Origin of the sequence: Klebsiella sp. AqSCr, from assembly GCF_008452795.1 — a bacterium.
Lineage (GTDB): Bacteria > Pseudomonadota > Gammaproteobacteria > Enterobacterales > Enterobacteriaceae > Klebsiella > Klebsiella pneumoniae.
The window spans coordinates 2,974,833-2,999,352 of record NZ_MJDM01000005.1; the positions used below are offsets into that span (position 1 = coordinate 2,974,833).

The following is a 24,520-nucleotide window of genomic DNA, read 5'->3' on the forward strand; positions in this document are numbered from 1 at the left end:
CTTACTCTCCTCTACGGGCTAATTGCTGCTGCAGGCGCTGATTCTCCTGCTCCAGGTCATGAATACGTTGCTGCAGGTTCTGGTTGTACTCCGCCACCTGCTGCGCGCTGTAGCGCGGCGTAATGTGCTGCGGGCAGTTCCAGTCAAACGCCTGCAAATGAAAAAGAAACAGACGTTCAATGCGGGCGCGATAGTTGGCCGGCGCCACCTGCGCCAGCAGCTGCGGGTGGTCCTCTGCCGCCAGGACCTCGACGGTGGCGTAGATTTTCAGCCTGGCACGGCGCGGATAATCCATCAAAAACAGGCAGGCCCGGTCGCTGCCGCGCAGATTGCCGGTAGTAATGTACTGGCGGTTACCGCCGAAATCGGCCATCGCCAGGGTGGTGTCATCCAGCAGATGCAGAAACCCCGGCGGGCCGCCGCGATGCTGAATGTAGGGCCAGCCGCTCTGCGACACCGTCGCCAGATAAAAGCTGTCGCGGGTGGCGATCATCCCCGCTTCGCTGTCGCCGAAGCGGTCGGCCTGGCGGCGACTGCGCGGCGTTTGCCACAGCGAGTCGCTGCCCATTTCATGCTGCACATCCATCACGTCCGGGGTGATAGCGATATCGAGAAAGGTTGCTGCCATAGCGCCTCCTGTTGTCTGGCGCCATCATGGACTGTACTGTAAAGAATGATAATACGGGTAAAGTGGCAATCATCTTTCCGCAAAACGGGAGAATAATGGATCGATTAAGCGCGATGGCGCTGCTGGTGAAAGTGACCGAGCTGGGGAGCATGTCGGCGGCAGCGCGGGCGCTGAATATGCCGTTGACCACCGTCAGCCGCCATATTGGCGAACTGGAGAGCGCGCTGGGCGTACGCCTGCTGGCGCGAACCACCCGCAAACTGACGCTCACCGACGCCGGGGTCGATTATGTTGCCGCCGCGCGGCGGATCCTTGAGGAGGTGGAAAACGCCGAACGCCAGGCGACGGGCGAATATCAGGAGCCAAAAGGCGAGCTGGTGATCTCCGCGCCAACGATGTTTGGACGCCAGCACGTTCTTCCGGTAATCAGTGAATTTATCGCCCGCTACCCGCTAATTCGCGTCCGTTTGCTGCTCAGCGATCGCAATGCCGACCTGGTGAGCGACCATGTCGATCTGGCGGTGCGGATTGGCGACCTGGCGGACAGCAGCATGGTGGCCACCCGCCTCGGCACCATGCGGATTGTGGCCTGCGCCCATCCGGCGCTGCTGGCGAAATACGGCGAGCCGCAGCGGCCGCGCGATCTGGCGGCGCTGCCGATCATCCGCATTGAATCGCCGATGCCCTATCGCGGCTGGCGCTTTCGCGCCGCTGAGCGCGAGGACCAGCTGATTAACCTGCCGCCGGTGCTATCCGTCACCACGCCGGAGAGCGCCGCCGATGCCGCGCGGCTGGGGGTGGGGGTGGCCCGCTTACTGCATTATCAGGCGCTGGATGGCCTGCGCCACGGGGAGCTCCGTCTGCTGCTGGAAAACGTCGAGCCGGATCCGGCGCCGGTCCATTTGCTGTATACCGCTCGGGATCTGGCGCCGCTTAAGCTGCGCAAATTTATCGATTTTGCCGCACCGGCGCTGCGTCAGGCACTGCTGCGCATCGCCGGGGCCGCTTAATGCGTCGCGGTCTTCAGCGGCGCCGCCTTTAACAGCCATGAGAGGACAAACGCCACCGCCATAATGCCGGCCGCCATCAGAAACGCCGCGTGGATCGCCGCGCCGAAGGCGTCGAGGTAGTCGAGGCGGATATCCGCGGGCAGGTGCTGGACCGCCACCGGATTCATTCCCGGCGGCAGCACCGCGCCTTCCGGCAGCAGTTGTTGCAGGTTGCTCTGCAGCACGTGCGTGAACACCGCGCCAAACAGCGCCACGCCGATGGAGCCGCCAATCGAGCGGAACAGGGTCACGCCGGAGGTGGCGACGCCGTACATCTGCGCCGGCATCGCATTCTGCACCGCCAGGACCAGCACCTGCATCACCAGCCCCAGACCCGCTCCCAGCACGCCGGTAAACAGGTACAGCTGCCACAGCGGCGAGTGAATGGTAATGCGGGTCAGCAGTACCATGCCGGTCACGCCGAGCAGGGTGCCGAGGATCGGAAACAGGCGATATTTACCGGTACGGCTGATAATCCGCCCGCTGATAATCGAGGTCAGCAGCAGGCCGCCCATCAGAGGGATCAGCTGCAGCCCGGCTTCGGTGGGCGTCGCCTCCTTCACCACCTGCAGATAGAGCGGCAGGAAGGTGACTGACCCGAACAGCGACATGCCGATGACGAAGCCGATCAGGCTGCACAGCAGGAAGCTGCGGTTGCGGAACAGCGCCAGCGGAATAATCGGCTCGGCGGCCATCCGTTCTTCGTAAATAAAGCCGATGAACCCCACGATGCCGAAGGCCAGAATGCACCACAGCTGCGGGTCATTCCACGCATGGACGCTGCCCCCTTCCGAGGTAAACAGGATGATGCACAGCAGCGCCATGCTGAGATAAATCGCCCCCAGCCAGTCAATCTGATGCTGGCTGCGTTTATTGCTGCTGTGGAATACCGCGCCGATCACCAGCAGCGCGAACAGGCCGAGCGGCAGGTTGATATAGAAGATCCAGCGCCAGGAGGCGTGCTGCACCAGAAAACCGCCGATCAGCGGGCCGATCACCGTCGCCAGGCCGAAAACGCCGCCGAACAGCCCCTGATAGCGGCCGCGGTTGGCGGGCGGGATGACGTCGGCGACCGCCGCCATGCTGATCACCATCAGGCCGCCGCCGCCGAGCCCCTGCAGGCCGCGCATCAGCACCAGTTGGGTCATATTCTGCGCCAGCCCGCAGAGCGCGGAGCCGACGAGAAACAGCCCAATCGCCACCTGCAGCACGATTTTGCGGCCGAACAGATCGCCAAATTTACCGTACAGCGGCACCGCGATGGTGGAGCTGAGGATATAGGCGGTGACCACCCAGGAAAGCTTGTCCAGCCCGCCCAGTTCGCCGACAATCGTCGGCAGCGCGGTGGAGACAATGGTCTGATCCAGCGCTGAAAGCAGCATCACCAGCAGCAATGCGCTGAACAGCAGGCGTATCGACTGCACCGGTGGGTTTGCGACTTGAGTAGTCATTACAACGCTCGCTTGAAATTAATTAAATGCATAATTAATATTTAGTGAAAGAATGAGTCGGGTCAAGAGATCGCCATATCATGACAGCACAAAAGGATCAGGATGCTCCCCGCCGCCCGGGTCGGCCGCGCGGTAAAAAACCGGGTACCGCCAACCGCGAACAGTTGATGGACATCGCCCTGACGCTGTTTGCCCGCGACGGGGCGGGCCGCGTATCGTTGAACGCCATCGCCAAAGAGGCCGGGGTGACGCCGGCGATGCTGCATTACTACTTCAGCTCGCGGGATGCGCTGGTGACTCAGCTGATTGAGGAGCGCTTTATGCCGCTGCGCAATCACATCAGCCGCATCTTTGTCGATCATCCACAGGACCCGGTACTGGCGCTGACGATGATGGTCGAGACGCTGGCGCATATGGCGGAGAAAAACGCCTGGTTCGCGCCGCTGTGGATGCAGGAGATCATCGGCGAAATGCCGATTCTGCGCCAGCATATGGATGCCCGCTTCGGCGAGGAGCGTTTTCAGGTGATGCTGGGGACGGTGCGTCGCTGGCAGCAGGAAGGCAAGATCAATCCGGCGCTGGCGCCGGAGCTGCTGTTTACCACGGTGATTAGCCTGGTGCTGGTGCCATTTTCACGCATCCACAGCGATCCGCGTTTACAGGCGGTCAACCGTCAGACCATCGTCAGCCACGCGCTGGCGTTAATGGGCCACGGCGTTGGAGGTTAAGGCGTGGTTTTGACGCTTTTGTAGTCCGGATAAGGCACCACGCGCCGCCATCCGGGATATTCCCTGCTCGCACTGCGCTTAGCAGGGCTACCACTCCCGTGTTATGTCCGGGCAGATTGCGCTCCCGATATTTCTTCTGCGCTATGTCTCTTATGGCGCAGGGAGCGCACAGGGGGCGGCCAGTCGCCGCCGCCCCCTGTACCCCCGGGCTCCGGCCAGCAACATCGCCGCTACGCGGTCCCTTCGACTTATCCCTGCAGGCTTCGGGTCGGGCCGAGGCAGCGTCCCTGCAAAACACGGCCCTCAGCCCGCATCCATGCGGGCTGCCCCGGCCTTCCGGGAACGTCTCAGCGATGTTGAGGCCGCAACACCTGCAGTTTCAGTCGCACAAGTGGGTAAGTTAACGGCTGGCTGATACGGACCGTAGGCCGGGTAAGGCGCCAGCCGCCACCCGGCAATAAAGCGGCTCCGCGCCTGATATCATGCTCGGCGGCGCTGCGCTTACGCGGGCTTACGGTAAGGAGTAACAATCTGATATATAAATGGTTAAGTAGGCCGGGGAGGGCGACAGCCGCTGCCCGGCAGAAAGGCGAGCATATTAGCGAAAACAGGTTTGTCATCAGTCTCAAGGAATGCCTATGAACGTAACCCGAAAAGAGCAGCGCATTATTCAGCGCGCGCTGAATGCCTGGCAGGCCAGCGGGGAGTTAACCCCCTCGGACAGCCAGCGGCTGGCGCAAACGATGCGCGTCTCCCCCTTCGACTGGCGGCGCCTGAGCCGCTATGCCTTCTGGACCGCGCTGGCCTGCGTGCTGATTTCCCTGGGCAGTCTGTTCGCCGACAGCGAGCTGGTGGCGTGGCTGCTGAGCCTGTTCAGCCACTCGGCGCTGATGCGGATCCTGCTGCCTGCGCTGCTGGCAGTCGTCTGCTACGGCTGGGGTTTTCGCCGCCAGCGGCGGGAGACGCAGTGGCACTACAGCACCGAGGCGATTTTGTTTCTGGGCGTCGTCTTTACCGCGGTGGCGCTATGGCAGCTTGGCGAACGGCTGGATAACGGCAGCGGCCATATCGCACCGCTGTTTCTGGCCGGATGCGTGATTTACGGTGCCATCGGCTATATTGCCCGCTCCGGGCTGGTGTGGCTCTTTTTTCTGCTGGCGCTGGGCAACTGGTTCGGCGCGGAAACCGGCTACGTCTCGGGGTGGGGCGCCTACTGGCTGGGCATGAACTACCCGATTCGCTTCGTCCTGTTCGGCGGCGCGCTGCTGGCGCTCTGCTACGGCGCGCAATCCCTGCTTCGCCAGCGGCAGCTGTTTACCGTCAGCAAGGCGATGGGCCTCACGTACCTGTTTATTGCGCTGTGGATCATGTCGATTTTCGGCAATTACGACGCAGACAGCTGGTACCAGGTGAGCCAGGCGCGACTCCTGCCGTGGGGGCTGCTGTTTGCCGTAGCGGCCGGCGTCTGCATTTTTATCAGCCTGAAAACCGATGACGGAATGCTGCGCGGCTTCGGACTAACCTTCCTGGCGATCAATCTCTATACCCGTTTCTTTGAGTTTTTCTGGAACGGGATGCACAAAGTGCTGTTTTTCCTGATCCTTGCCGTCTCGCTGGCGGTGATTGGCCGCTATGCCGAGCGCATCTGGCATGCGGGGAACGTTAAGCCATGAAAAATTAAGCGTTTTTAAAGAAGTGTGGCTGGCGGCAGCGACGTCCTGCGCGAATTGTCGTATAAGCGAATTTTACGCTTTTGACAGGGGAGCGAGATGAATAAGGAGTCGATTTTTCGCCAACTAGAACAACGGATCGCCGGGCGAGCGCTGACGGCGGAAGCGCTGGGCGAGTTTAACGCTATGGCCATCGCCGATAGCTTGAAGCAAAAACGCAGCATCATCAGCCATCATCTGAATAATCTCCATCGCGAGCAGCGGGTGGTCAAAGTGAACGGTCGCCCGGTGCTGTTTTTACCCGTTACCGTTCTGCGCGATCATCACCGCCTGGCGGTTCGGCACGGCGAATACGCCTCCATTCAGGCGCTGTGCGCGGATCGTCAGGATAGTCTGGCGCAGCTGATTGGCGCGCAGGGCAGCCTGCAGGAAGCATTGCGCCAGTGCAAGGCTGCCATCAGCTACCCTGGCGCAGGTCTGCCGCTGCTGCTGCGGGGCCCTACTGGCACCGGGAAAAGTTTTCTAGCTCGCCAGCTCTGGCACTACGCAATAGATGAAGGTATTTTACCTGCCGATGCGCCTTTTACCGTATTTAACTGCGCCGAGTACGCGAATAATCCAGAACTACTGACCTCGAAGTTATTTGGTCATGCGAAGGGGGCCTTTACCGGCGCCGATAAGGCCGTTCCTGGTCTTATCGAGACCAGCAACGGCGGGGTGTTGTTTATCGATGAGGTTCATCGGCTGCCGCCCGAAGGCCAGGAAAAGTTGTTTCATTTTATGGATAACGGTAGCTGGCGCCGGCTGGGGGAGAGCGCCGACGAGCGCAGCGCCACGGTGCGGCTAATTTTTGCTTCAACCGAGGATCTGGAAAAACACTTCCTGGCGACCTTTATTCGCCGTATTCCGGTGATTGTAAAAATTCTGCCGATCGCTGAACGCGGCCAATTCGAGCGGCTGGCGTTTATCCACCACTTTTTCCGCCGTGAAGCCCAGCGTTTGAACCACGATCTGGCGCTGGATGGCGAAATCGTCAGCCAGCTAATGCGTGAAACGCTTGAAGGAAATGTCGGTGGGCTGGAAAATTTGATTCGCAATATTTGCGCCAGCGCCTGGACATTTGGCGAACGTGATAGCGGTCTTTTACATATAAAAGCGGGTTTGCTGCCCGACCGATTACTGGCGGATGCGCCTTTTACCCTTCAGCAAAATAGCGAGCGGGTTATGATTTACCGCGATGGCGACGCGCAGCCTCTTTTTTCTGGTCGTCACCATGAATACCAACGGCTAACGGAAAATATTTGTAGCCTGTGCGAGGAGTTGGCTCAGGATAATATTAGCGTGCGGACCTTTGAAAAGCTTATTTATCAGAACGTGACGCTCTATCTTGATGCGCTGATGAATCAGGAGAGTACGGTCTCTCTGCAGGACAAACGGCTGCGCTTTATTGAAGATGTGGGCAAAGCAATCGCTGTCAATTATGACCTTCAGCTAAATGTCGAATTCGCTTATCTTACCGGCCGCTACCTCACCAGTCTCCCTCTGGCGCCGCGCAGCGTTGCTGAGCCCGTGCGTCTGGTGATGCAGCGCTGGCTGGACTCCTCGGCGGGGCTGGCGCAACGCATCGCGGAGAAACTACTGGATGTCGTCAATAATAAATACGATCTGCTCATCGATACGATTGACCGTCTGGCGATTACCGCCATTGTCAGTAATGCTATCGATGCGACCAGCGGCGGAAAAGTGAAAGCGCTGATAATCGCCCACGGTTATTCGACCGCCAGCAGCATTGCCGGCGTTGCCAACCGCCTGATTGGCGAGAAGATCTACCAGGCCATGGATATGCCGATGGAGGTGGCGTTTAACGATGTCAGTCGCGCCGTGGTTGATTATCTCCAGCATACGGACACGCGTGCGGGTGTGATGGTGCTTATTGATATGGGCTACACCAAGGAGATTGCCGATGCGCTTTTGTCGGTGATTAACGGCCCGCTGGTAGTGGTGGATAACGTCACGACCCGCATGGCGCTGAACGTTGCCAGCGAGATCGCGTTGGGAAAAAACATCGAACAAATCGCCGAAGAGATCGTGCCGCTTAATCAGTCGCGTTGGGATGTGTTCTGGCCCGCAGAAAAAAAAGAGCGTGTGCTGCTGGTGACCTGTATTACAGGTATCGGTACCGCATTTAAATTTAAAAATCTGATGGAGAAGAGCCTGCTCAACGATTTTGATATTAACATCATCGCCTGCGAGTATACGCGCTTAAAAAACAGTCGTACGGCGGTATCGTTGCTCCACCAGTATGAAGTTATTGCGGTCGTGGGTACCCACGACCCGCAGCTGGCCGGAGTGCCCTGGGTTGGCATTGAGGAACTACTTGGCGAGCAGGGGCATCGACATCTAAGTCAGCTCTTAAGCGGCTATCTTAATGAAAAGCAAATTGCGCTGATTAATAAAAATATGGTTCGTGAGTTTTCACTGCATAACGTTGTCAACTCTCTGACGATACTGAATGCTGGAAAAACCATGGGTCATATCGAAACCATTATCGCTGAGTGGCAAAATACGCTTGGTTTTCATTTTAATAATAACTTAATTATCAGTTTATATGTGCATCTCAGCTGTATGATTGAGCGTCTGGTAATGCGTAATGAAATTAGCCATTATAAAGATCTTGAGCAATTTACCAGCCAGCATGGCGAATTTATTGCCATGGTGAATCACTCGTTCCAGCGCCTGAAAATACTCTATAACGTGGCGCTACCGGTAGCGGAAATTGGCTATATTCACGATATTTTTGAATTACGTATTGAAGATTTTAGCTGGTAATCCTCAACGCAGCCCCGGAGAATTACGCCGGGGCTGGCAGGCGGTTAGCGAATCAATATTCGACTTTCCACATATAGCGGCGGGTGGTCAGCGGGTGGTTGCGAGCGGTGGCCAGCGCCAGGTTGTAAACATCCAGTACGCAGTTGTGCAGCAGGCCGCAGAAATATTCGCGCACGCTGGCGTGCAGTGCGTCGATTCCCACCTTTTCCACGTCAATAATCTGCAGTTTTCCCTGGTAACGTTCGATAAAGCGGATCGCGCGATCATCCAGCGGGCGGGTGCGGCCGCTGCTTTTTAATAAAATAAACGGCGTTCCCGTTTCGGTAATCTCAAAGGGGCCGTGGAAATACTCGCCGCTGTGGATGCTGGCGGAGTTAATCCACTGCATCTCCAACAGAATACAGATGGATTCCTGATGCGCGGCGCCGAATGAGGGGCCGCTGCCCATCATGTAGATGACCTTTTCGGTCTTCCAGGCTTCGGCAAAATGGCGCGCATCCGCCTGAACCTGCTGCTGAGCGCCGCGTACCACGGATTCAAAACTGGCAAAGGCGCTGACCATCTCATCGTAATGGGCGTATCCCTCAGTTTGCGCAAGCACTTCCAGCGCCAGCCACAGGCTGTATGCCGCTTTTTGCTGCGTCGGATCGACGGTTTCGGGATAGCGCGCCCAGCAGTATTCAATAGTGTAATCGCTGTGTTCGCACAGCGGCGTGCCGGGGGTATATACCAGTCCAATAGTGGCGGCGCCTTTCTGACGCGCGATGCGGGCGGCTTCCACCGTTTCAGCGGTGTTGCCCTGCTGCGAGGCGAGGATCACTACGCTGTTTTTACCTAACGCGTTCGGCGTCGCATGGACAAATTCATTACTGGTAACATAGCCGACGGCCAGCTTTTTAGCTTCACAATCGAGAAAATATTTCCCCGGCCAGAAACCGGTTAATGAACCACCGCAGCCAACAAACCATACGCGCTCAATGTGCTGCTTAGATAAAATATCGCGAATAATAGTATGTGCGTTTTGATGAGCTATAGACATATTGGTCTCCTTGGGATGTAACGGGTCCTCCGCTGAAACGCGGATAACTTTTACTATGCGTCAATTAATTGAGTTGTTTACTTTTCATTTTCTGGTGGAAATGCGGATCCTTCGGTATTGCGGGATCGATGCCCTTCACTGGCGGCAGTCGGGCACAAACCATTTGTAACGGAATAATATATTCAAAGACCGCAAAGTCGGGATCGTTAATAAATGCGAAGGGCATATTTTTGCCGTTATTTTCGACTTGTGGACCAATGCGATAAATATGCTGAGTCCAGCCGCCAAGTATTTCCGCCAGGCGATCCTGACGCTCATCGGGAAACGGATCGAGCATGATCAGGGTAGAGCGCTCGTCGAAGGCGTTATAGATCCCGTGGATGAACTCCTCAAATTCGTAACCGGCAACCGGACAGCGTAGCGTTTCAAGCATCTTTAGCGCACCTTCCTGAACGGTGCCAAACAGCCTTGCCGGACCGGTCAGGCGAATGTCCGCGCTGTCGATAAGCGGTCGGGCATGATTGAGAACCCACGCCTGCGAGGCCTCAATGAGCGTAGGCAAATGATTAAACGTGGTATCCATGCGGACGAGTAGCGCCTTGCGCTCCTCATCGCTCAGGCGCCGCTGGCGACTGGCGACAGCAAGCCCCAGCAGCATCAGATTAAGTATGGTGCAGTGATACCCTTTGGTTTTGGCGCCAGCCCGCTCTTCTCCACAGGGTACTGTTAAGACCAAATCTGCCGCCCGGTCGATAACGGCTGGCGCTTCCCCGGCCATGGAAGCGGTAAGATGCCCGGCTGCCCGGGCGCGTTCCATTGCGGCGAGGGTAGAGAGGCTGCCGCCTCCCTGAGAAATGCCGATGACCAGCGCTTTGTCGCTGAGGGTCAGCGCCGAATCATCCAGCAGAAAAGGCCAGTAGACATCAACGGGTAGCCCGCACCACTGCTGCATAAACGAGCGGGCGGTCAGCGCGCCGTGATAAGAGGTACCGGAGCCGGTCAGGATAATACGCGTGACGCCGCGCTCCGTTAGCGCTTTTGCCGCCTGCCATAGATCTTCCCGCGTCTGCGTCAGCATAGCGAGCAGACAGGCGGGTGTTTCATTCATATAGTCTTCTACGTGCATGGGTGATATTCCTCTTCTTAAAGCAGGCCTAGCGCGCTGGCCGCCATGCCAAACGCGACGGTTCCTAGCAGGATCCAGTTAATATTGACTCCCTTGCGGATCAACTTGTACATCCCAAGGGTGAAAAGCAGCGGCAGCAGCGAAGGAAGTATTTTGTCAATAAACTCCTGCGCCTTCATGGTGGTCTGCCCGGCGGTAAAGCTGAGCGGGGTGGTGATATCTATCATGCTGGCGGTCATCGCGCCGACGACCATGAGGCCAACAATTGATGCGATATAGGTCACCCGGTCCATAAGGCCGCTTTGGTAAATTCTCATCAGCCAGGTCGTACCCGCCCGGTAGCCGAGCTTCAGGCCATACCAGCGGCACAAAAGATGCGGCAGGTTATAAACTAACAGCGCCAGTATCGGTCCCAGCAGGCTGCCCTGCTGGGCGAAATAGATACCCATCCCGGCGGCGATAACCTTTAATGATCCCCAGAATATGGAGTCGCCGATGCCCGCCAGCGGCCCCATCAGGCTGGTTTTAATCGCGTTTATCGACTCCTCATTAAATTCGGGGTTACGCTGGTTCTCTTCTTCCATGGCAATCGACAGGCCGAAGATAAAGGTCGAGAGATGGGGCGTGGTGTTAAACAGCACCAGATGACGCTGCAGGGCGCGCCCCAGCTCCGTTGGGTCCTGATAGATGCGCTTCAGGGCTGGCGACATTGCGAAGGCATAGCCCATATGCTGCTGGCGCTCGTAGTTCCAGGAGCCCTGTAGCGTAAAGGAGCGCCAGAACACGCTGCGTAAATCGCGGGCGGTGATGCGGCTTGCATCATCGCTTTGCGGCTGGGTAGCGCCAGTCACAGTTTGCGTCATTTCGCTCATGATTAGCTCTCCTGCTGCTTAAGATTAAGGAACTGGCTGATGATAAATGCCAACACCACAGCGAACAGCGCGATGGCGATGATATCCAGTTTGGTATATGCCGCTATCAGAAATCCCAGACCGAGGTACGGCATCAGTTTGCTGCTGAGCATCATGCTGATCAGCAGGGCGAAGCCGAGCGCTGGCAGGATCTTACTGGCGACGATCAATCCATTGGTTATCACCGGCGGAATGGCCTCCAGGAACCAGCTTACCGCCGAAGAACCAAGCAGAATGGCAAAAAATACCGGTAGAAATCCGTTTAAAAAATAGAGTAGCGTCGGACCGGCGAGGTGCATCAGGCCGACCATTCGGGTATTACCCTGTGCCGCATAGCGGTCCGCCAGATGACCAAAGCGGGCGTTCACCACGCGCACCAGGATTCCCAGCGTCTGCGCCAGCATTGAGACAGGGATGGCGATGGTGAGCGCAGCCTCTGGACCACGACCGGACATGATCGAAAACGCGGTGGCCAATACGGAACCGGTCACGATATCTGGCGGGTGCGCGGCGCCGATGGCGACGTTGCCGAGGAAAATAAGCTCCAGCGTAGCGCCAATCAGAATCCCCTCATGTAAATTACCGCAGACCAGACCGGTGAGGGCGCACATCACCAGCGGTCGATCGATCATTGATACCCCAAGCAGGCGGCCATCAAGTATCCCCAGGGCAGCGATCAGTCCGAGTAACGTTGCGGTGAGCAACATAGTGACCTCCGAAGTTAAAGTTGGTCGTTAAGGAGTTCAGCCGAGTGGGCGGGTACCTGACGCATCTCCAGCCGAATACCTTTTTCTTTTAGCGCTCTGCTATGGGCGATTTCCTCTTCGGTCAGATAGATGGCCTTGCCGAATTGTCTTGCCCCTTCCTTCTGTGGCAGACCGCCGTAATTAATTGCGCTAATTCCCGGGACTTTTTCCACTAGCGCGAGGGTTTCCGCAGTATTGCCCAGGACCACCATGACTTTTTTATGATCCAACTTGCCGCTGTTAAGCTTTTCCGCCGCCTGTTCAACGGTGGCGATGTCCAGCGTGACGCCCGCTGGCTTTGCCAGGTTAAGCGACATCGTAATGAAGGCATCCGCCGCGGCTTTGGCGTTGGCGACGATGATATGGTCGATATCCAGCGCTCGGGTCCAGGCAAAAACCACCTGGCCGTGCAGCAGCCGATAATCAATGCGCACGAGTTTAATCATGAGATTCTCCCTGTGGGTCAGAGGATGGTTGTGTTATTAGAGGATTGATGAAAACAATGGATTCACGCGCCGCGCTGGTGGCGTAGATAATCGCGGCCTCGGTAGTGGCTTCTTCGCACAGCAGAAACTCCAGCAGCAGAGTCAGATTGATGCCGGCGACCACGAAAACGTTGCGATGTCGCATCAAGACGCTCACGGCGCTATTGTTGATACTGCCGCCAAGCAGGTCGGTGAAGATCACCACTTCATCACCATTCGCCTGGACGATGAGATGCTCCAGGGTTTGCTCCAGCTGTTCGGTGGTCACGATATCTTCGTCATAGGCGCAGACCGGGATAACGCCGTGTTCGTCGCCAATCAGCAGCGACAAACTGTTCACCAGTCCGCGAGCAAAATGGCCGTGGCTGGCCACATAGATATGTTTCACCCGGTTTCTCCTTCATCCAGATAGCGGTATCTGTTAAGAGCAAAGGGCGTGCCAGAAATGAAAAGTATTATTTATCAATTAATTAAATCGTCTGGTTCACACTAAAGTCGTTATTCCTGGCACAAGCGGGATTATGAGCGCCAGAAACTTGGCACAAACGGCAGAAAAGAGGGGGAAAGAGTGGGTGAAGAAAGTCCCGGGCGAGACGCTGCTGCGCCATGGCCCGGGCGTTCCCGGCAGAAGGGAATTAAATCTCGGTAATGGTCGTCGACTGCGGCAGACGCGACTTCGGCAGGGTAGCGTTGAAATCCTCCACGCTATGGTGGCCAACCGGGACCACCACCAGGCTGGTGTAGCCCTGGGCTTTCAGGTCAAATTCCTCATCGAGGATCGCAAAATCAACCCCTTCAATCGGCACGGCGTCGAGGCCCATCGCCGCTACGCCCAGCAGGAAATTGCCGACGTTGAGATACACCTGCTTTGCCATCCACTGATCGTCATCTTTCAGCTCTTTGCGGTGCATATCGGCAAAGAAAGTGCGACCCTTGTGGTTAGCGGCTTTTGCGTCCGGGGTGGCGAAACGGCCATCGGCCTCTTCCTGATCCACCACGCGCTGCAGCCAGGCGTCGTCCATCGCGGTTTTCGCGCAGAACACCACCACGTGCGAGGCGTCGAGAATTTTACGTTCGTTGAACACGTAGGTGCCGCTGGCGGCTTTCGCCACGCGAGCTTTGCCTTCATCGGTGCTGGCGACAATAAAGTGCCACGGCTGGGAGTTGGTGCTAGACGGGCTGTACTGCAGCAGCGTTTTCAGCTGTTCCGCTTCCCCGGCAGTCAGCTTTTTCGTGGCGTCAAAGGCCTTGGTGGAATAGCGCTTCAAAGCGACCGATACGATATCCATAACTCTTCCTCACAGTTTACAGCACCTTACCGGTGCGTTCAGGAGAGGAAGAGTACAGCGAAGATCGCAAAATGATAAGGGTGAAAAATGCGATAACACTTATCGCATTTGGCTGAAAATCAGCGCGGACGCAGGCGCTGCTGCGCCTTTTTACTCAGCTTGTTCACCACCTGATGCCACGAATCGTCAATCAGCTCGGCCAGCAGATCCTCGCTGATATCCTCTCCTGGCACCACCGTGATCCAGTGTTTCTTGTTCATATGGTAGCCGGGTTCGAGACTGCGATAAATTTGCTGATTCAGCAGCGACTTCTGCGGCTCGGCCTTGAGATTGACCAGCGCCCGGCCGCGAATAGTCATGGTGATCATAAAGATGCGGCCGTCGACCTTAAACACGTCGTACTCTGGCCCAAAGGGCCAGCAGTGCTCGGTAAACGGGTAGGTCAGGGCGATACGGTGAGCGCAGGGATGCAGTGTTTCCGGCGTCATTAGGCGTCCGCCTCATGCAGGGCGTGCCACATGGCTTCAAAGCCGAGGGCGATAATCTCCCGGGCGCGCTGCGGATCGTGGCTGGCGAATTCGATGGTGGTTTCCGCCAGCGACAGAAACAGGGCGTCGCCAAAGGCGCGGTACGCCTCGCTGAGGAATATCTCTTTCACCGACAGCTGGCACATTTCGTTGAGCTCCGGAAAGCTCTCTTTTACCTGGCGGCGGGTTTCGTCGGTGATGCGCTCGCTGAGCGCCATCCGGCGGATCGCTTTGTGCTCCATCGGGTTGCGCACGCCCCAGTCGATATAGCTGTTCCAGATATTGCGCGCGTTCTCTTTCGGGCGCTTCTCGTCCGGATCCAGCCCGGCGATCATTGTGCGCACCAGGCGCAGCTTAATCGCGAGGTACAGCTCGTTGAGCAACTCATCCTTGGTGGCGAAATAGCGAAACAGCGTTCCCTCGGCCACACCGGCGCTGCGGGCGATGGCCGACGTCGAGGCGGCTATGCCGGACTGGGCGAAAGCCGCGGTGGCAGCTTCCAGTAACGCTTGCTTTTTATCTTCACTCTTTGGACGAGCCACTACTTTTTTCCTCACGCAGGTTTAAACAAACCGCCGATCTTGGCACGTCTGACCAGGTCGCTGCAACGGCGGAACGCAAAAATTGAAAATCGTCTTGACGACTTTCATCGCTTTCCTAATAATGAGTGCGTACTCACTCATAATCAAGTTATATCATAAAGCCTCCGGGATGGGGGCTTTTGTCTGGTCAGGATATGAACCGTGTCACTTTCAGCGTGGTCGCCATCATGTTACTCGCAGCAGCAACGACATTGCCGTTTGTTCTTAATGCCGGTTTTGGTAAGGCGCCGCAGGGGGCACAGCTTAGCCAGGTGGAAGCGTCTCCCCACTACCGGGACGGCCAGTTCCATAACCAGTTGCCCACGCCAGGGTTCACCGGGCAGAAAAATATGCTGGCGGCGTGGTGGGATTTCCTGATGACCAAACGGGAAAACGCACGTCCCGCGCAACCGCTGCCGCTGGTGAAGACCGATCTGGCGACGCTGCCCCTCGGGCAGGACGTGATGGTCTGGCTCGGCCACTCCTCCTGGTACCTGCAGCTGGCGGGAAAACGCATCCTGATCGACCCAGTGTTCAGCGATTACGCGGCGCCGTTCTCTTTTATCAATAAAGCCTTCCCCGGCGACTATCCGTGGCGGGCGGAAGGGATGCCGGAGATCGATCTGCTGATCATCTCCCACGATCACTACGACCATCTGGATTACGCCACCATTCGCGCCTTACTGCCGAAAATTAAGCGGGTCATTACGCCGCTGGGGGTCGGATCGCATCTGCGCTACTGGGGAATGGACGGGGCGCTGATTACCGAAGCGGACTGGCAGCAGGCGGTACCGGCCAGCGACGAGCTCACCGTCCACGTGCTGCCGGCGCGGCACTTTTCCGGCCGTGGGCTGAAGCGTAACCAGACGCTGTGGGCCAGTTTTCTGTTCGTTACCCCGCAGCAAAAGATTTATTACAGCGGCGACAGCGGGTATGGGCCGCACTTTAAAGCGATAGGCGATGAGTTCGGTCCGGTCGATCTGGCGATCATGGAGAACGGGCAGTATGACCAGGACTGGAAATATATCCACATGATGCCGGATGAAACGGCTCAGGCTGCCGACGATCTGCGCGCTCGCGCGGTGCTGCCTGGGCATGCAGGACGATTCGTTTTGGCGAAACACAGCTGGGATGAACCGTATCAACGGCTGGCGGCTGCCAGCGAAGGAAGGGCCTGGCGTCTGCTGACGCCTGTGCAGGGCGAGCCGGTGTGGGTCGCCGATAAGACGCAATCATTTAACGCCTGGTGGCGCTAAGCGCCAGTGCAGTATCAGAGGAGAGAGCATATGACGATTTCCGCTCAGGTGATTGATACTATCGTCGAGTGGATTGATGATAACCTGCATCAACCGCTGCGTATTGATGATATCGCTCGCCATGCCGGGTATTCGAAATGGCATCTGCAACGGCTGTTTTTACAGTACAAAGGGGAGAGCCTGGGGCGCTATATTCGCGAAAGGAAGCTGCTGCTGGCCGCCCGCGATCTGCGCGACACCGATCAGCGGGTCTACGATATCTGCCTCAAGTATGGCTTTGATTCGCAACAGACCTTTACCCGCGTCTTTACCCGGACCTTCAATCAGCCGCCGGGCGCCTACCGCAAAGAGAACCACAGTCGCGCCCACTGAGGCGCGCCTCTCCTGGTTTAACGCTCGAGGGAAAACCAGCGACGCCACACCCAGCGCAGCACCAGATACTCAATGGCGCCCAGCGCTAAGAACCACAGACAAAACAGCACCGTATAGAGCTGGTTGAGATCCATCATATGGAATGTCTCAACCAGCTTTTGCGCCAGCGTCAGGCCCAGCGAAGGCGCGGGCAACAGCAGACAGGAGAGCAGGGCCAGCAGTAAGATCCCGGCGGCGGAGAGCAGCGTTTCCAGTGGATGTTTCATGTCATGTTAATCATCAGTTAAAAAACATATTGTCCGGTAAAATAATGCTTAACGCAATATGCTTCGTTTTTTTACTCGCTATAACACGACTATTTTAAATATTATCGCCTGCCTTTAGCTCTCATGTTAATTAATCTGAAATAATTTGTAATTAAGTTAATTGCAGCTAGGTGTAAATTAACGTCATTATTATGCCAGCGCTTTTACAAAACTGTAAGTGCTATATCCCACCAGCGTAGCAATGATGATAGCTAACGCGATGTACAGCGCCAGACGGCGCCCGCGGTAGATTCCAAACATATTTTACCTCGTTTAGTTTTGGTTTATTAATATTCTGTAATAGTTGGTTTGTGGAATTAACTTATCACAAAATTTTTATTTTGCGAAAAATTTAGACTTGTATTGGTTCACATTTTTATCGGCATTTTTGCCCTCTTTTACTTCATTGGCCAGGAATGATTTCAGGCTTTCCGACTCACGGAATTTATAAGGAAAATGTAAATTGACCAAGATAAATAACCCAAAGTTTACGACGCCCTCGGGCGACACCGCGCCACGGCAGGTCTGGCAGCAGACCGTTGACGCAGTGCTGGCGCAGACCAAAAGCCAGGCCGCTGGGTTAAGTTCCGCAGACGCCGCCGAGCGCCTGAATACCTGTGGGCCGAATGCGCTGCCGGAAAAGAAAGGCAAACCGGGCTGGCTGCGCTTTCTCGCCCACTTTAACGACGTACTGATTTACGTGCTGCTGGCCGCCGCGGCGCTGACCGCCATCATGGGGCACTGGGTCGATACCCTGGTGATCCTCGGCGTGACGGTGATTAACGCCCTGATCGGCCATATCCAGGAGAGCAACGCCGAAAAATCGCTGCAGGGGATCCGCAACATGCTCTCCAGCGATGCCCGCGTCCAGCGTAACGGCAAGCATGAGACTATCCCGACGCGCGACCTGGTTCCGGGGGATATCGTTATCCTGCGCGCCGGCGACCGCGTGCCGGCGGATATGCGCCTGATTGAAACCCACAACCTGCGGGTGGAAGAGGCGATCCTCACCGGCGAGTCGACGGTGGTGGATAAAATCACCGACGCGCTGGAGGGCGATCTGCCGCTGGGCGACCGGGTGAACATGGTCTTCTCCGGGACCACCGTCAGCGCCGGCGGCGGCGTCGGCGTGGTGACCGCCACCGGCGCGCAGACCGAACTCGGCCATATCAACCAGATGATGGCGGGTATTGAGAAGCACCGTACCCCGCTGCTGGTGCAGATGGATAAGCTCGGCAAAGCGATTTTCGCCATTATTCTCGCCATGATGGTGGCGCTGTTTATCTTCAGCCTCGCGCTGCGGGATATCCCGATGGGCGAGCTGCTGCTGTCGCTGATTAGCCTGGCGGTAGCCGCGGTACCGGAAGGACTGCCGGCGATCATCTCGATTATTCTGTCGCTCGGCGTGCAGACGATGGCGCGCAAGCGGGCGATTATTCGTAAGCTGCCGACCGTGGAAACCCTCGGCGCCATGACCGTGGTCTGCTCGGATAAAACCGGCACCCTGACGATGAACGAAATGACCGTCAAAGCGATCATCACCGCCGACTGCTGCTATCGGGTGGAAGGCGACAGCTACGAGCCGCAGGGGCGGATCTTCCTCGAGGGGAGCGATGAGCCCGTGCAGGTTCAGCCCGGCACCGTGCTGGAGACCTGGCTGCGCACCATCGACCTGTGTAACGACAGCCAGCTTACCCAGGATGAGCGCGGTCTGTGGGGGATCACCGGCGGGCCGACCGAAGGGGCGCTTAAAGTGCTGGCGGCGAAAGCGCAGCTCCCGGCGGTGGAGGCCCGTCTGGTGGCCAAGATCCCCTTTGACTCGCAGTACAAATATATGTCGACCCTGCAGCACATCGATGGCAATGCCCGGGTGCTGATCACCGGTGCGCCGGACGTTATCTTCGCCATGTGCCGCGAGCAGATGAGCCGCCACGGCGCGGTGCCGTTCGAGGCGCAGTACTGGGAAGAGGAGATGGCGCGCTTCGCCCGTCAGGGACTGCGGATGGTGGCGGCGGCCTGTAAGCCGGCCAGCCTTGATGCCACCACCCTCAACCATGAGGACCTGCAGGAGGGACTGATTTTCCTCGGCATCGCCGGGATGATGGATCCCCCGCGTCCGGAAGCCATTGACGCCATCCACGCCTGCCAGACCGCGGGCATCCGCGTGAAAATGATCACCGGCGACCACCCGCAGACGGCGATGAGCATCGGCCAGATGCTGGGGATCACCAACAGCAGCCAGGCCATGACCGGCTACCAGCTGGAGCACATGGACGATGCGGCGCTGGCAAAGGCGGCGGTGGAGTACGACATCTTTGCCCGTACCAGCCCGGAGCATAAGCTGCGCCTGGTTAAAGCCCTGCAGGATAACGGCGAAGTGGTCGGCATGACCGGCGACGGCGTTAACGACGCGCCGGCGCTGCGCCAGGCCGACGTGGGTATCGCCATGGGTATCAAAGGCACCGAAGTCACCAAAGAGGCGGCCGACATGGTGTTGACCGATGATAACTTCGCCACCATCGCCAGCTCGGTAAAAGAGGGCCGTCGGGTCTATGACAACCTGAAGAAGACCATCCTCTTCATCATGCCGACCAACCTGGCGCAGGGGCTGCTGATCATCATCGCCCTGCTGGCGGGGAACATTATTCCGCTGACCCCGGTGCTGATCCTGTGGATGAACATGGCGACGTCGGCGACGCTCTCCTTCGGCCTGGCCTTTGAGGCCGCAGAGCGCAACGTGATGAACCGTCCGCCGCGTAAAACCGGCCAGCATGTGATGGATGGTTTCGCCGTGTGGCGAGTGGCTTTCGTCGGGTCGATGATCGCGATTGCCGCCTTTATCCTTGAGGCCTGGCTGGCGCCGCGCGGCCACAGTCCGGAGTTTATCCGCACCGTGCTGCTGCAGATGCTGGTGACGGCGCAGTGGGTCTACATGATCAACTGCCGCAGCAGCGACAGCTTCTCCCTGAGCATGGGTCTGCTGCGCAACAAAGGCATCTGGCTGGTGACCGGCGTCCTGCTGCTGATGCAGCTGGTCATTATCTATGTCCCGCTGATGCAGAGCATGTTTGGTACGGAAGCGCTGCCGCTGCGCTACTGGTTTGTCACTCTGGTCATCGGCGTCGCCATGTTCCTGGTGGTGGAAATCGAGAAGCGTCTGACGCGCCGGTTCCGCAAAACGGCCTGAACAATCTCGCGCGCCTCGCTGCAGGCGCGCGTTACTGTCGCAAGGATCCTCTATGATTAAAACCTTCCGCTTTGCTCTGCTGGCCTGCGGTCTGGTCGGCGGTGCCCTGACGGCGACCGCCGCGCCGGCGGTGCCGGTCCGCGTCGCCACGGTTGAACTGGCTCCTCATGCTGAAGAACGCGCTATCCCCGGGCGGGTCGAGGCGATCCGCGCCGTCGACATTCGCGCGCGCACCGAAGGGGTGATTGTTCAGCGCCACTTCCAGGACGGCCAGTATGTTACCGAAGGCGACCTGCTGTTTACCCTCGACGACGCGCAGCCCCGCGCGGCGCTGGCTCTGGCGCAGGCCGAGCTGAAAAGCGCCGAAGCCTCATTACGTCAGTCGCAGCAGTTGCTCACTCGCTACGAGCGGCTTATCAACAACCACTCCATCAGCCGCAACGACGTCGATACGGCCCGGATGCAGCGCGACGTCGCCGCCGCTGCCGTACAGCAGGCCAAAGCCCGCGTCGAGGCCCAGCAGATTGTGCTCAGCTACACTCAGATTGCGGCGCCGGTGACCGGTCGCGTGGGCCATAGCGCCTTTCACGTCGGGACGCTGGTCAATTCGTCCAGCGGCGTGCTGGTGGACATTGTGCAGTTGGATCCGGTGCGGGTCTCGTTCGCCCTCGACGAAGCCGCGTTTTTCAGCAAAACCGGCCAGCACGCCGATATCCACGCTCTGAAGCAGGCGTGGCTGGCGCAGATTGAGGTTGATGGTAAACGGCGCGACGGGGTGTTGACCTCTATCGATAACCGGATCGACGCCCGCACCGGCAGCGTAGCGGTGCGGGCCGAGTTCGCCAATCCGCAGCACCGTCTGCTGCCGGGCGGCAGCGTGACGATCCTGTTCCGTCCGCAGGAACTGCCGTCGCGGGTGATGGTCCCGGCCGCCGCCGTGCAGCAGGATCCGCAGGGCTTTTTCAGCTGGGTGCTGAAGTCGGACCACACCGCCGGGCAGCGTCGTCTGACCCTCGCGGGGCAGCAGGGGCAGCAGTTTGCGGTCGAGAAAGGGCTGCAGGCGGGCGAGCAGGTGATCACCGACGGCGCGCAGCGGTTGCGCGAAGGCGCCGCGGTGCAGGTGCTGAACTAGCTAAGGAGAAGGGATGCTGACCTTTTTTATCCGTCGTCCGCGATTTGCCATGGTGATCGCGCTGCTGCTGACCTTTGTCGGCGCGGTGTCGCTGAAGCTGATCCCGGTGGAGCAGTACCCGGCGATCACCCCCCCGGTGGTGAACGTCAGCGCCAGCTGGCCGGGCGCCAGCGCGTCAGACGTGGCGGAAGCCATCGCCGCCCCGCTGGAGACCCAGCTCAACGGCGTCGATCATATGCTGTATATGGAGTCCACCAGCTCGGATGAGGGGACGTACCGCCTGAGCATAACCTTCGCGGCGGGCACCGATGCCGACCTGGCGGCGATCGACGTGCAAAACCGGGTGGCGCAGGCGCTGGCGCAGCTCCCGGCGGAGGTGCAGCAGAATGGCGTCCAGGTGCGCAAGCGCGCCAGCAATCTGCTTATGGGGGTAAGCCTCTACTCGCCGCTGGGCACGCTGTCGCCGCTGTTTGTCAGCAACTACGCCAGCACCCAGGTGCGCGAGGCGCTGGCCCGCCTGCCCGGCGTCGGCGAGGTGCAGATGTTTGGCGCCCGGGATTACAGCATGCGTATCTGGCTGCGCCCGGACCGCATGAACGCGCTCAACATCACCACGGATGATGTCGCCTAGGCGCTGCGCGAGCAGAATGTGCAGGGCGCGGCGGGGCAGGTGGGCACCCCGCCGGTATTTAACGGCCAACAGCAGACGCTGACCATCAACGGGCTGGGGCGTCTGAACGAGGCGGCCAGCTTTGGCGAGATTATCCTCCGCCGCGGCGCGCAGGGGCAGCTGGTGCGCCTCGCCGACGTGGCGACCATTGAGCTGGGCGCCCGCAGCTACAGCTCCGGCGCCCAGCTGAACGGTAAAGCGTCGGCCTATCTGGGGATCTATCCGACGCCCACCGCCAACGCCCTGCAGGTCGCCAGCGCAGTGCGTGCGGAGCTTAACCGCCTGCACACTCGCTTTCCGGCGGATCTCACCTGGGAGGTGAAGTTCGATACCACCCGCTTTGTGGCGGCGACGATCAAAGAGATCGGCGTCTCGCTGGCGCTGACCCTGCTGGCGGTGGTCGTGGTGGTGTCGCTATTTTTGCAGAGCTGGCGGGCGACGCTGATCGTAGTGCTGGCGATCCCGGTGTCACTGATCGGCACCTTTGCGGTGCTCTATCTGCTGGGCTACAGCGCCAACACCCTCAGCCTGTTCGCGATCATTCTCGCCCTGACGATGGTGGTGGATGACGCCATTGTGGTGGTGGAGAATGTGGAAACCAAAATGGCGGAAGGGCTGGATCGCCTGCAGGCCACCGCCCAGGCGCTGCGGCAGATCGCCGGGCCGGTGATCGCCACGACCCTGGTGCTGCTGGCGGTGTTTGTGCCGGTGGCGCTGCTCCCGGGGATCGTCGGCGAGCTGTACCGGCAGTTTGCCGTGACGCTCTCCACCGCGGTGGCCCTGTCGAGCCTGGTGGCGCTAACCCTGACGCCGGCCCTCTGCGCGCTGCTGCTGCGCCCGCGTCCTGCCCGGCCGGCGGCGATGTGGCGGGCGTTTAACCGTCTTCTCGACGGCACCCGCGACGGCTATGGCCGGCTGGTAGGCTGGATGAACCGCCGCCCCTGGCTGGCGCTGGCGGCGACGGTGGCGGCAGGCGCGCTGGTGGCGTTCAGCTTCACCTCGATGCCGAAAGGCTTCCTGCCGCAGGAAGATCAGGGTTACCTGTTTGCCAGCGTGCAGCTGCCGGAGGCGGCGTCGCTGGAGCGTACCGAAGCGGTGATGGCCCAGGCGCGCAAGCTGCTGATGGCTAACCCGGCGGTGGAGGATGTGATTCAGGTGTCCGGGTTCAACATTCTCAACGGCACCAGCGCCTCTAACGGCGGGTTTATCTCGGTAATGCTCAAGGACTGGCATCAGCGGCCGCCGCTGGATGCGGTGATGGCGGATATTCAGCGCCAGCTGCTGTCGCTACCCGAGGCGACGATCATGACCTTCGCACCGCCGACCCTGCCGGGCCTGGGCAATGCCTCGGGGTTTGATCTGCGCATCCTGGCGCAGGCCGGTCAGTCGTCGGCGGAGCTGGAGCAGGTGACGCGGGAGATCCTCCAGCTGGCGAACCAGCATTCGCAGCTGAGCCGGGTGTTTACCACCTGGAGCAGCAACGTGCCGCAGCTGACCCTGACGGTCGACCGCGACCGGGCGGCGCTGCTGGATGTGCCGGTGGCGCAGATCTTCAGCAGCCTGCAGACGGCGTTCGGCGGCACGCGCGCCGGCGATTTCAGCCGTAACAATCGTGTCTATCATGTGGTGATGCAAAATGAGATGCAGTGGCGTGAGCGGGCTGAGCAGATTAGCGAGCTGTACGTCCGCAGCCGCGACGGCGAGCGGGTGCGGCTGAGCAATCTGGTCACCATTACGCCGACGGTGGGGGCGCCGTTTATTCAGCAGTACAATCAATTCCCGTCCGTGTCGGTGAGCGGTTCAGCGGCCGAGGGGGTCAGCAGCCGCACGGCGATGGCGGTCATGGAGCAGATTTTGCAGGCCCATCTGCCGCCGGGATATGACTATGCCTGGAGCGGGATCTCCTGGCAGGAGCAGCAGACCGGCAATCAGGCGGTGTGGATCGTGCTGGCGGCGGTGGCGATGGCGTGGCTGTTCCTGGTGGCGCAGTATGAGAGCTGGACGCTGCCGGCGAGCGTCATGCTCTCGGTGCTGTTCGCCATCGGCGGAGCGCTGCTCTGGCTGTGGACCGCGGGCTATGCCAACGATGTGTATGTTCAGATAGGGCTGGTGCTGCTGATCGCCCTGGCGGCGAAGAATGCGATTCTGATCGTTGAGTTCGCCCGCAGCCGGCGCGAGGAGGGGCTGTCGATAGTCGACGCTGCGCGAGAGGGGGCTACCCGCCGCTTCCGCGCGGTAATGATGACCGCGGTGTCGTTTATTATCGGTATCATGCCGATGATGCTCGCCACCGGCGCCGGGGCGCAGAGCCGGCGGATCATCGGCACCACGGTATTCAGCGGGATGCTGGTGGCGACGATGGTTGGCATCCTGTTTATCCCGTCGCTGTATGTACTGTTTCAACGTATGCGCGAGTGGGCGCATCGGCGGGGGTAAGCGCGGCGCTACCGGTCGGTAACGGGGATACTCCAGGCTGCAACGACTACCGGGCGGTCCCCTCTCCCTTTGGGAGAGGGGGAGGGTGAGGGTGGGTTTTGCG

At 59.0% G+C, this 24,520-nt stretch carries 20 protein-coding genes and 1 pseudogene; 9 read left to right on the forward strand and 12 right to left on the reverse strand.

Translation table 11 applies throughout. The annotated features are described in order from the left end of the window. Position 1: 1 nt before the first annotated feature. Positions 2-628, reverse strand: coding sequence for a pyridoxamine 5'-phosphate oxidase family protein (locus tag BHE81_RS18615; protein WP_021440922.1), 627 nt, complete (start codon positions 626-628; stop codon positions 2-4). A gap of 95 nt (positions 629-723) precedes the next feature. Between BHE81_RS18615 and BHE81_RS18620 the strand changes: the two genes are divergently transcribed. After that, a complete protein-coding gene (locus tag BHE81_RS18620) occupies positions 724-1,638 on the forward strand; it encodes a LysR family transcriptional regulator (protein ID WP_002923020.1) in 915 nt (304 codons plus the stop codon). Here the strand turns inward: BHE81_RS18620 and BHE81_RS18625 are convergent. Continuing rightward, entirely contained in the window at positions 1,635-3,128 is a 1,494-nt protein-coding gene (locus BHE81_RS18625; protein ID WP_149888818.1) for an MDR family MFS transporter, read from the reverse strand. The genes BHE81_RS18620 and BHE81_RS18625 overlap by 4 nt on opposite strands. Positions 3,129-3,208: 80 nt before the next feature. Here BHE81_RS18625 and BHE81_RS18630 point away from each other — a divergent pair, with 80 nt between their 5' ends. The 3 genes from BHE81_RS18630 (at position 3,209) to BHE81_RS18645 (ending at position 8,355) form a co-directional block, all read left to right on the forward strand. Continuing rightward, a complete protein-coding gene (locus BHE81_RS18630; RefSeq protein ID WP_004181564.1) occupies positions 3,209-3,856 on the forward strand; it encodes a TetR/AcrR family transcriptional regulator in 648 nt (215 codons plus the stop codon). 638 nt (positions 3,857-4,494) lie between these two features. Further along, complete coding sequence (locus BHE81_RS18640; protein WP_002892998.1) at positions 4,495-5,529, forward strand: DUF2157 domain-containing protein; 1,035 nt, start codon at positions 4,495-4,497, stop codon at positions 5,527-5,529. Between the two features lie 96 nt (positions 5,530-5,625). Next, entirely contained in the window at positions 5,626-8,355 is a 2,730-nt protein-coding gene (locus tag BHE81_RS18645; protein WP_023302205.1) for a sigma 54-interacting transcriptional regulator, read from the forward strand. A gap of 52 nt (positions 8,356-8,407) precedes the next feature. Here the strand turns inward: BHE81_RS18645 and BHE81_RS18650 are convergent, their stop codons facing one another. The 9 genes from BHE81_RS18650 to BHE81_RS18690 form a co-directional block, all read right to left on the reverse strand. Further along, positions 8,408-9,394 carry an SIS domain-containing protein gene (locus BHE81_RS18650; RefSeq protein ID WP_004147471.1) on the reverse strand — a complete coding sequence of 329 codons (987 nt, stop codon included), beginning with the start codon at positions 9,392-9,394 and terminating at the stop codon, positions 8,408-8,410. 64 nt (positions 9,395-9,458) lie between these two features. Next, positions 9,459-10,520: an SIS domain-containing protein gene (locus tag BHE81_RS18655; protein WP_002893005.1), complete on the reverse strand. Its 1,062-nt coding sequence runs from the start codon at positions 10,518-10,520 to the stop codon at positions 9,459-9,461. 17 nt (positions 10,521-10,537) lie between these two features. Next, complete coding sequence (locus BHE81_RS18660; protein WP_004176976.1) at positions 10,538-11,392, reverse strand: PTS system mannose/fructose/sorbose family transporter subunit IID; 855 nt, start codon at positions 11,390-11,392, stop codon at positions 10,538-10,540. A 2-nt stretch (positions 11,393-11,394) separates the two neighbouring features. Continuing rightward, entirely contained in the window at positions 11,395-12,138 is a 744-nt protein-coding gene (locus BHE81_RS18665) for a PTS mannose/fructose/sorbose/N-acetylgalactosamine transporter subunit IIC (RefSeq protein WP_004183295.1), read from the reverse strand. 14 nt (positions 12,139-12,152) lie between these two features. Further along, positions 12,153-12,623, reverse strand: coding sequence for a PTS sugar transporter subunit IIB (locus BHE81_RS18670; RefSeq protein WP_004176974.1), 471 nt, complete (start codon positions 12,621-12,623; stop codon positions 12,153-12,155). After that, positions 12,616-13,050, reverse strand: a complete 435-nt coding sequence (locus BHE81_RS18675; protein ID WP_002893017.1) for a PTS sugar transporter subunit IIA — start codon at positions 13,048-13,050, stop codon at positions 12,616-12,618. Before BHE81_RS18675 ends, BHE81_RS18670 begins: the two co-directional genes overlap by 8 nt. A 247-nt stretch (positions 13,051-13,297) precedes the next feature. Then, positions 13,298-13,951 carry an oxygen-insensitive NAD(P)H nitroreductase gene (nfsB, locus tag BHE81_RS18680; protein ID WP_004178896.1) on the reverse strand — a complete coding sequence of 218 codons (654 nt, stop codon included), beginning with the start codon at positions 13,949-13,951 and terminating at the stop codon, positions 13,298-13,300. Positions 13,952-14,070: 119 nt separating this feature from the next. Beyond that, entirely contained in the window at positions 14,071-14,439 is a 369-nt protein-coding gene (locus BHE81_RS18685; RefSeq protein WP_023342943.1) for an MmcQ/YjbR family DNA-binding protein, read from the reverse strand. Beyond that, the gene (locus BHE81_RS18690; RefSeq protein WP_004176968.1) at positions 14,439-15,020 is read right to left on the reverse strand and encodes a TetR/AcrR family transcriptional regulator; all 582 of its coding nucleotides are present in this window, start codon (positions 15,018-15,020) and stop codon (positions 14,439-14,441) included. Before BHE81_RS18690 ends, BHE81_RS18685 begins: the two co-directional genes overlap by 1 nt. Positions 15,021-15,199: 179 nt before the next feature. Between BHE81_RS18690 and BHE81_RS18695 the strand changes: the two genes are divergently transcribed. After that, positions 15,200-16,315 carry an MBL fold metallo-hydrolase gene (locus BHE81_RS18695; RefSeq protein WP_020316605.1) on the forward strand — a complete coding sequence of 372 codons (1,116 nt, stop codon included), beginning with the start codon at positions 15,200-15,202 and terminating at the stop codon, positions 16,313-16,315. 30 nt (positions 16,316-16,345) lie between these two features. Next, positions 16,346-16,687, forward strand: a complete 342-nt coding sequence (locus BHE81_RS18700; protein WP_002893035.1) for a RamA family antibiotic efflux transcriptional regulator — start codon at positions 16,346-16,348, stop codon at positions 16,685-16,687. 17 nt (positions 16,688-16,704) lie between these two features. On the opposite strand, the gene BHE81_RS18705 is transcribed toward BHE81_RS18700, so the two are convergent. Further along, positions 16,705-16,953 (reverse strand): DUF1158 domain-containing protein, encoded by a 249-nt coding sequence (locus tag BHE81_RS18705; RefSeq protein WP_002893037.1) that lies wholly within the window; start codon positions 16,951-16,953, stop codon positions 16,705-16,707. A gap of 502 nt (positions 16,954-17,455) precedes the next feature. On the opposite strand from BHE81_RS18705, the gene BHE81_RS18715 reads away from it, so the two are divergent. From BHE81_RS18715 to BHE81_RS18730, 3 genes and pseudogenes are all read left to right on the forward strand, one after another. Continuing rightward, positions 17,456-20,179: a cation-transporting P-type ATPase gene (locus BHE81_RS18715; protein WP_023302204.1), complete on the forward strand. Its 2,724-nt coding sequence runs from the start codon at positions 17,456-17,458 to the stop codon at positions 20,177-20,179. Positions 20,180-20,231: 52 nt separating this feature from the next. Next, positions 20,232-21,311, forward strand: coding sequence for an efflux RND transporter periplasmic adaptor subunit (locus BHE81_RS18720; RefSeq protein WP_023302203.1), 1,080 nt, complete (start codon positions 20,232-20,234; stop codon positions 21,309-21,311). Between the two features lie 13 nt (positions 21,312-21,324). After that, a pseudogene (locus BHE81_RS18730) lies at positions 21,325-24,417 on the forward strand (efflux RND transporter permease subunit). Positions 24,418-24,520 lie beyond the last annotated feature (103 nt).

Bases quoted from the DNA above. Each gene is read 5' to 3' on its own strand.
- BHE81_RS18625 (WP_149888818.1), bottom strand. From the start codon at position 3,128: ATGACTACTCAAGTCGCAAACCCACCGGTGCAGTCGATACGCCTGCTG.
- BHE81_RS18615 (WP_021440922.1), bottom strand. From the start codon at position 628: ATGGCAGCAACCTTTCTCGATATCGCTATCACCCCGGACGTGATGGAT.
- BHE81_RS18700 (WP_002893035.1), top strand. From the start codon at position 16,346: ATGACGATTTCCGCTCAGGTGATTGATACTATCGTCGAGTGGATTGAT.
- BHE81_RS18685 (WP_023342943.1), bottom strand. From the start codon at position 14,439: ATGACGCCGGAAACACTGCATCCCTGCGCTCACCGTATCGCCCTGACC.
- BHE81_RS18705 (WP_002893037.1), bottom strand. From the start codon at position 16,953: ATGAAACATCCACTGGAAACGCTGCTCTCCGCCGCCGGGATCTTACTG.
- BHE81_RS18645 (WP_023302205.1), top strand. From the start codon at position 5,626: ATGAATAAGGAGTCGATTTTTCGCCAACTAGAACAACGGATCGCCGGG.
- BHE81_RS18650 (WP_004147471.1), bottom strand. From the start codon at position 9,394: ATGTCTATAGCTCATCAAAACGCACATACTATTATTCGCGATATTTTA.
- BHE81_RS18620 (WP_002923020.1), top strand. From the start codon at position 724: ATGGATCGATTAAGCGCGATGGCGCTGCTGGTGAAAGTGACCGAGCTG.
- BHE81_RS18665 (WP_004183295.1), bottom strand. From the start codon at position 12,138: ATGTTGCTCACCGCAACGTTACTCGGACTGATCGCTGCCCTGGGGATA.
- nfsB (WP_004178896.1), bottom strand. From the start codon at position 13,951: ATGGATATCGTATCGGTCGCTTTGAAGCGCTATTCCACCAAGGCCTTT.
- BHE81_RS18670 (WP_004176974.1), bottom strand. From the start codon at position 12,623: ATGATTAAACTCGTGCGCATTGATTATCGGCTGCTGCACGGCCAGGTG.
- BHE81_RS18660 (WP_004176976.1), bottom strand. From the start codon at position 11,392: ATGAGCGAAATGACGCAAACTGTGACTGGCGCTACCCAGCCGCAAAGC.
- BHE81_RS18655 (WP_002893005.1), bottom strand. From the start codon at position 10,520: ATGCACGTAGAAGACTATATGAATGAAACACCCGCCTGTCTGCTCGCT.
- BHE81_RS18720 (WP_023302203.1), top strand. From the start codon at position 20,232: ATGATTAAAACCTTCCGCTTTGCTCTGCTGGCCTGCGGTCTGGTCGGC.
- BHE81_RS18640 (WP_002892998.1), top strand. From the start codon at position 4,495: ATGAACGTAACCCGAAAAGAGCAGCGCATTATTCAGCGCGCGCTGAAT.
- BHE81_RS18630 (WP_004181564.1), top strand. From the start codon at position 3,209: ATGACAGCACAAAAGGATCAGGATGCTCCCCGCCGCCCGGGTCGGCCG.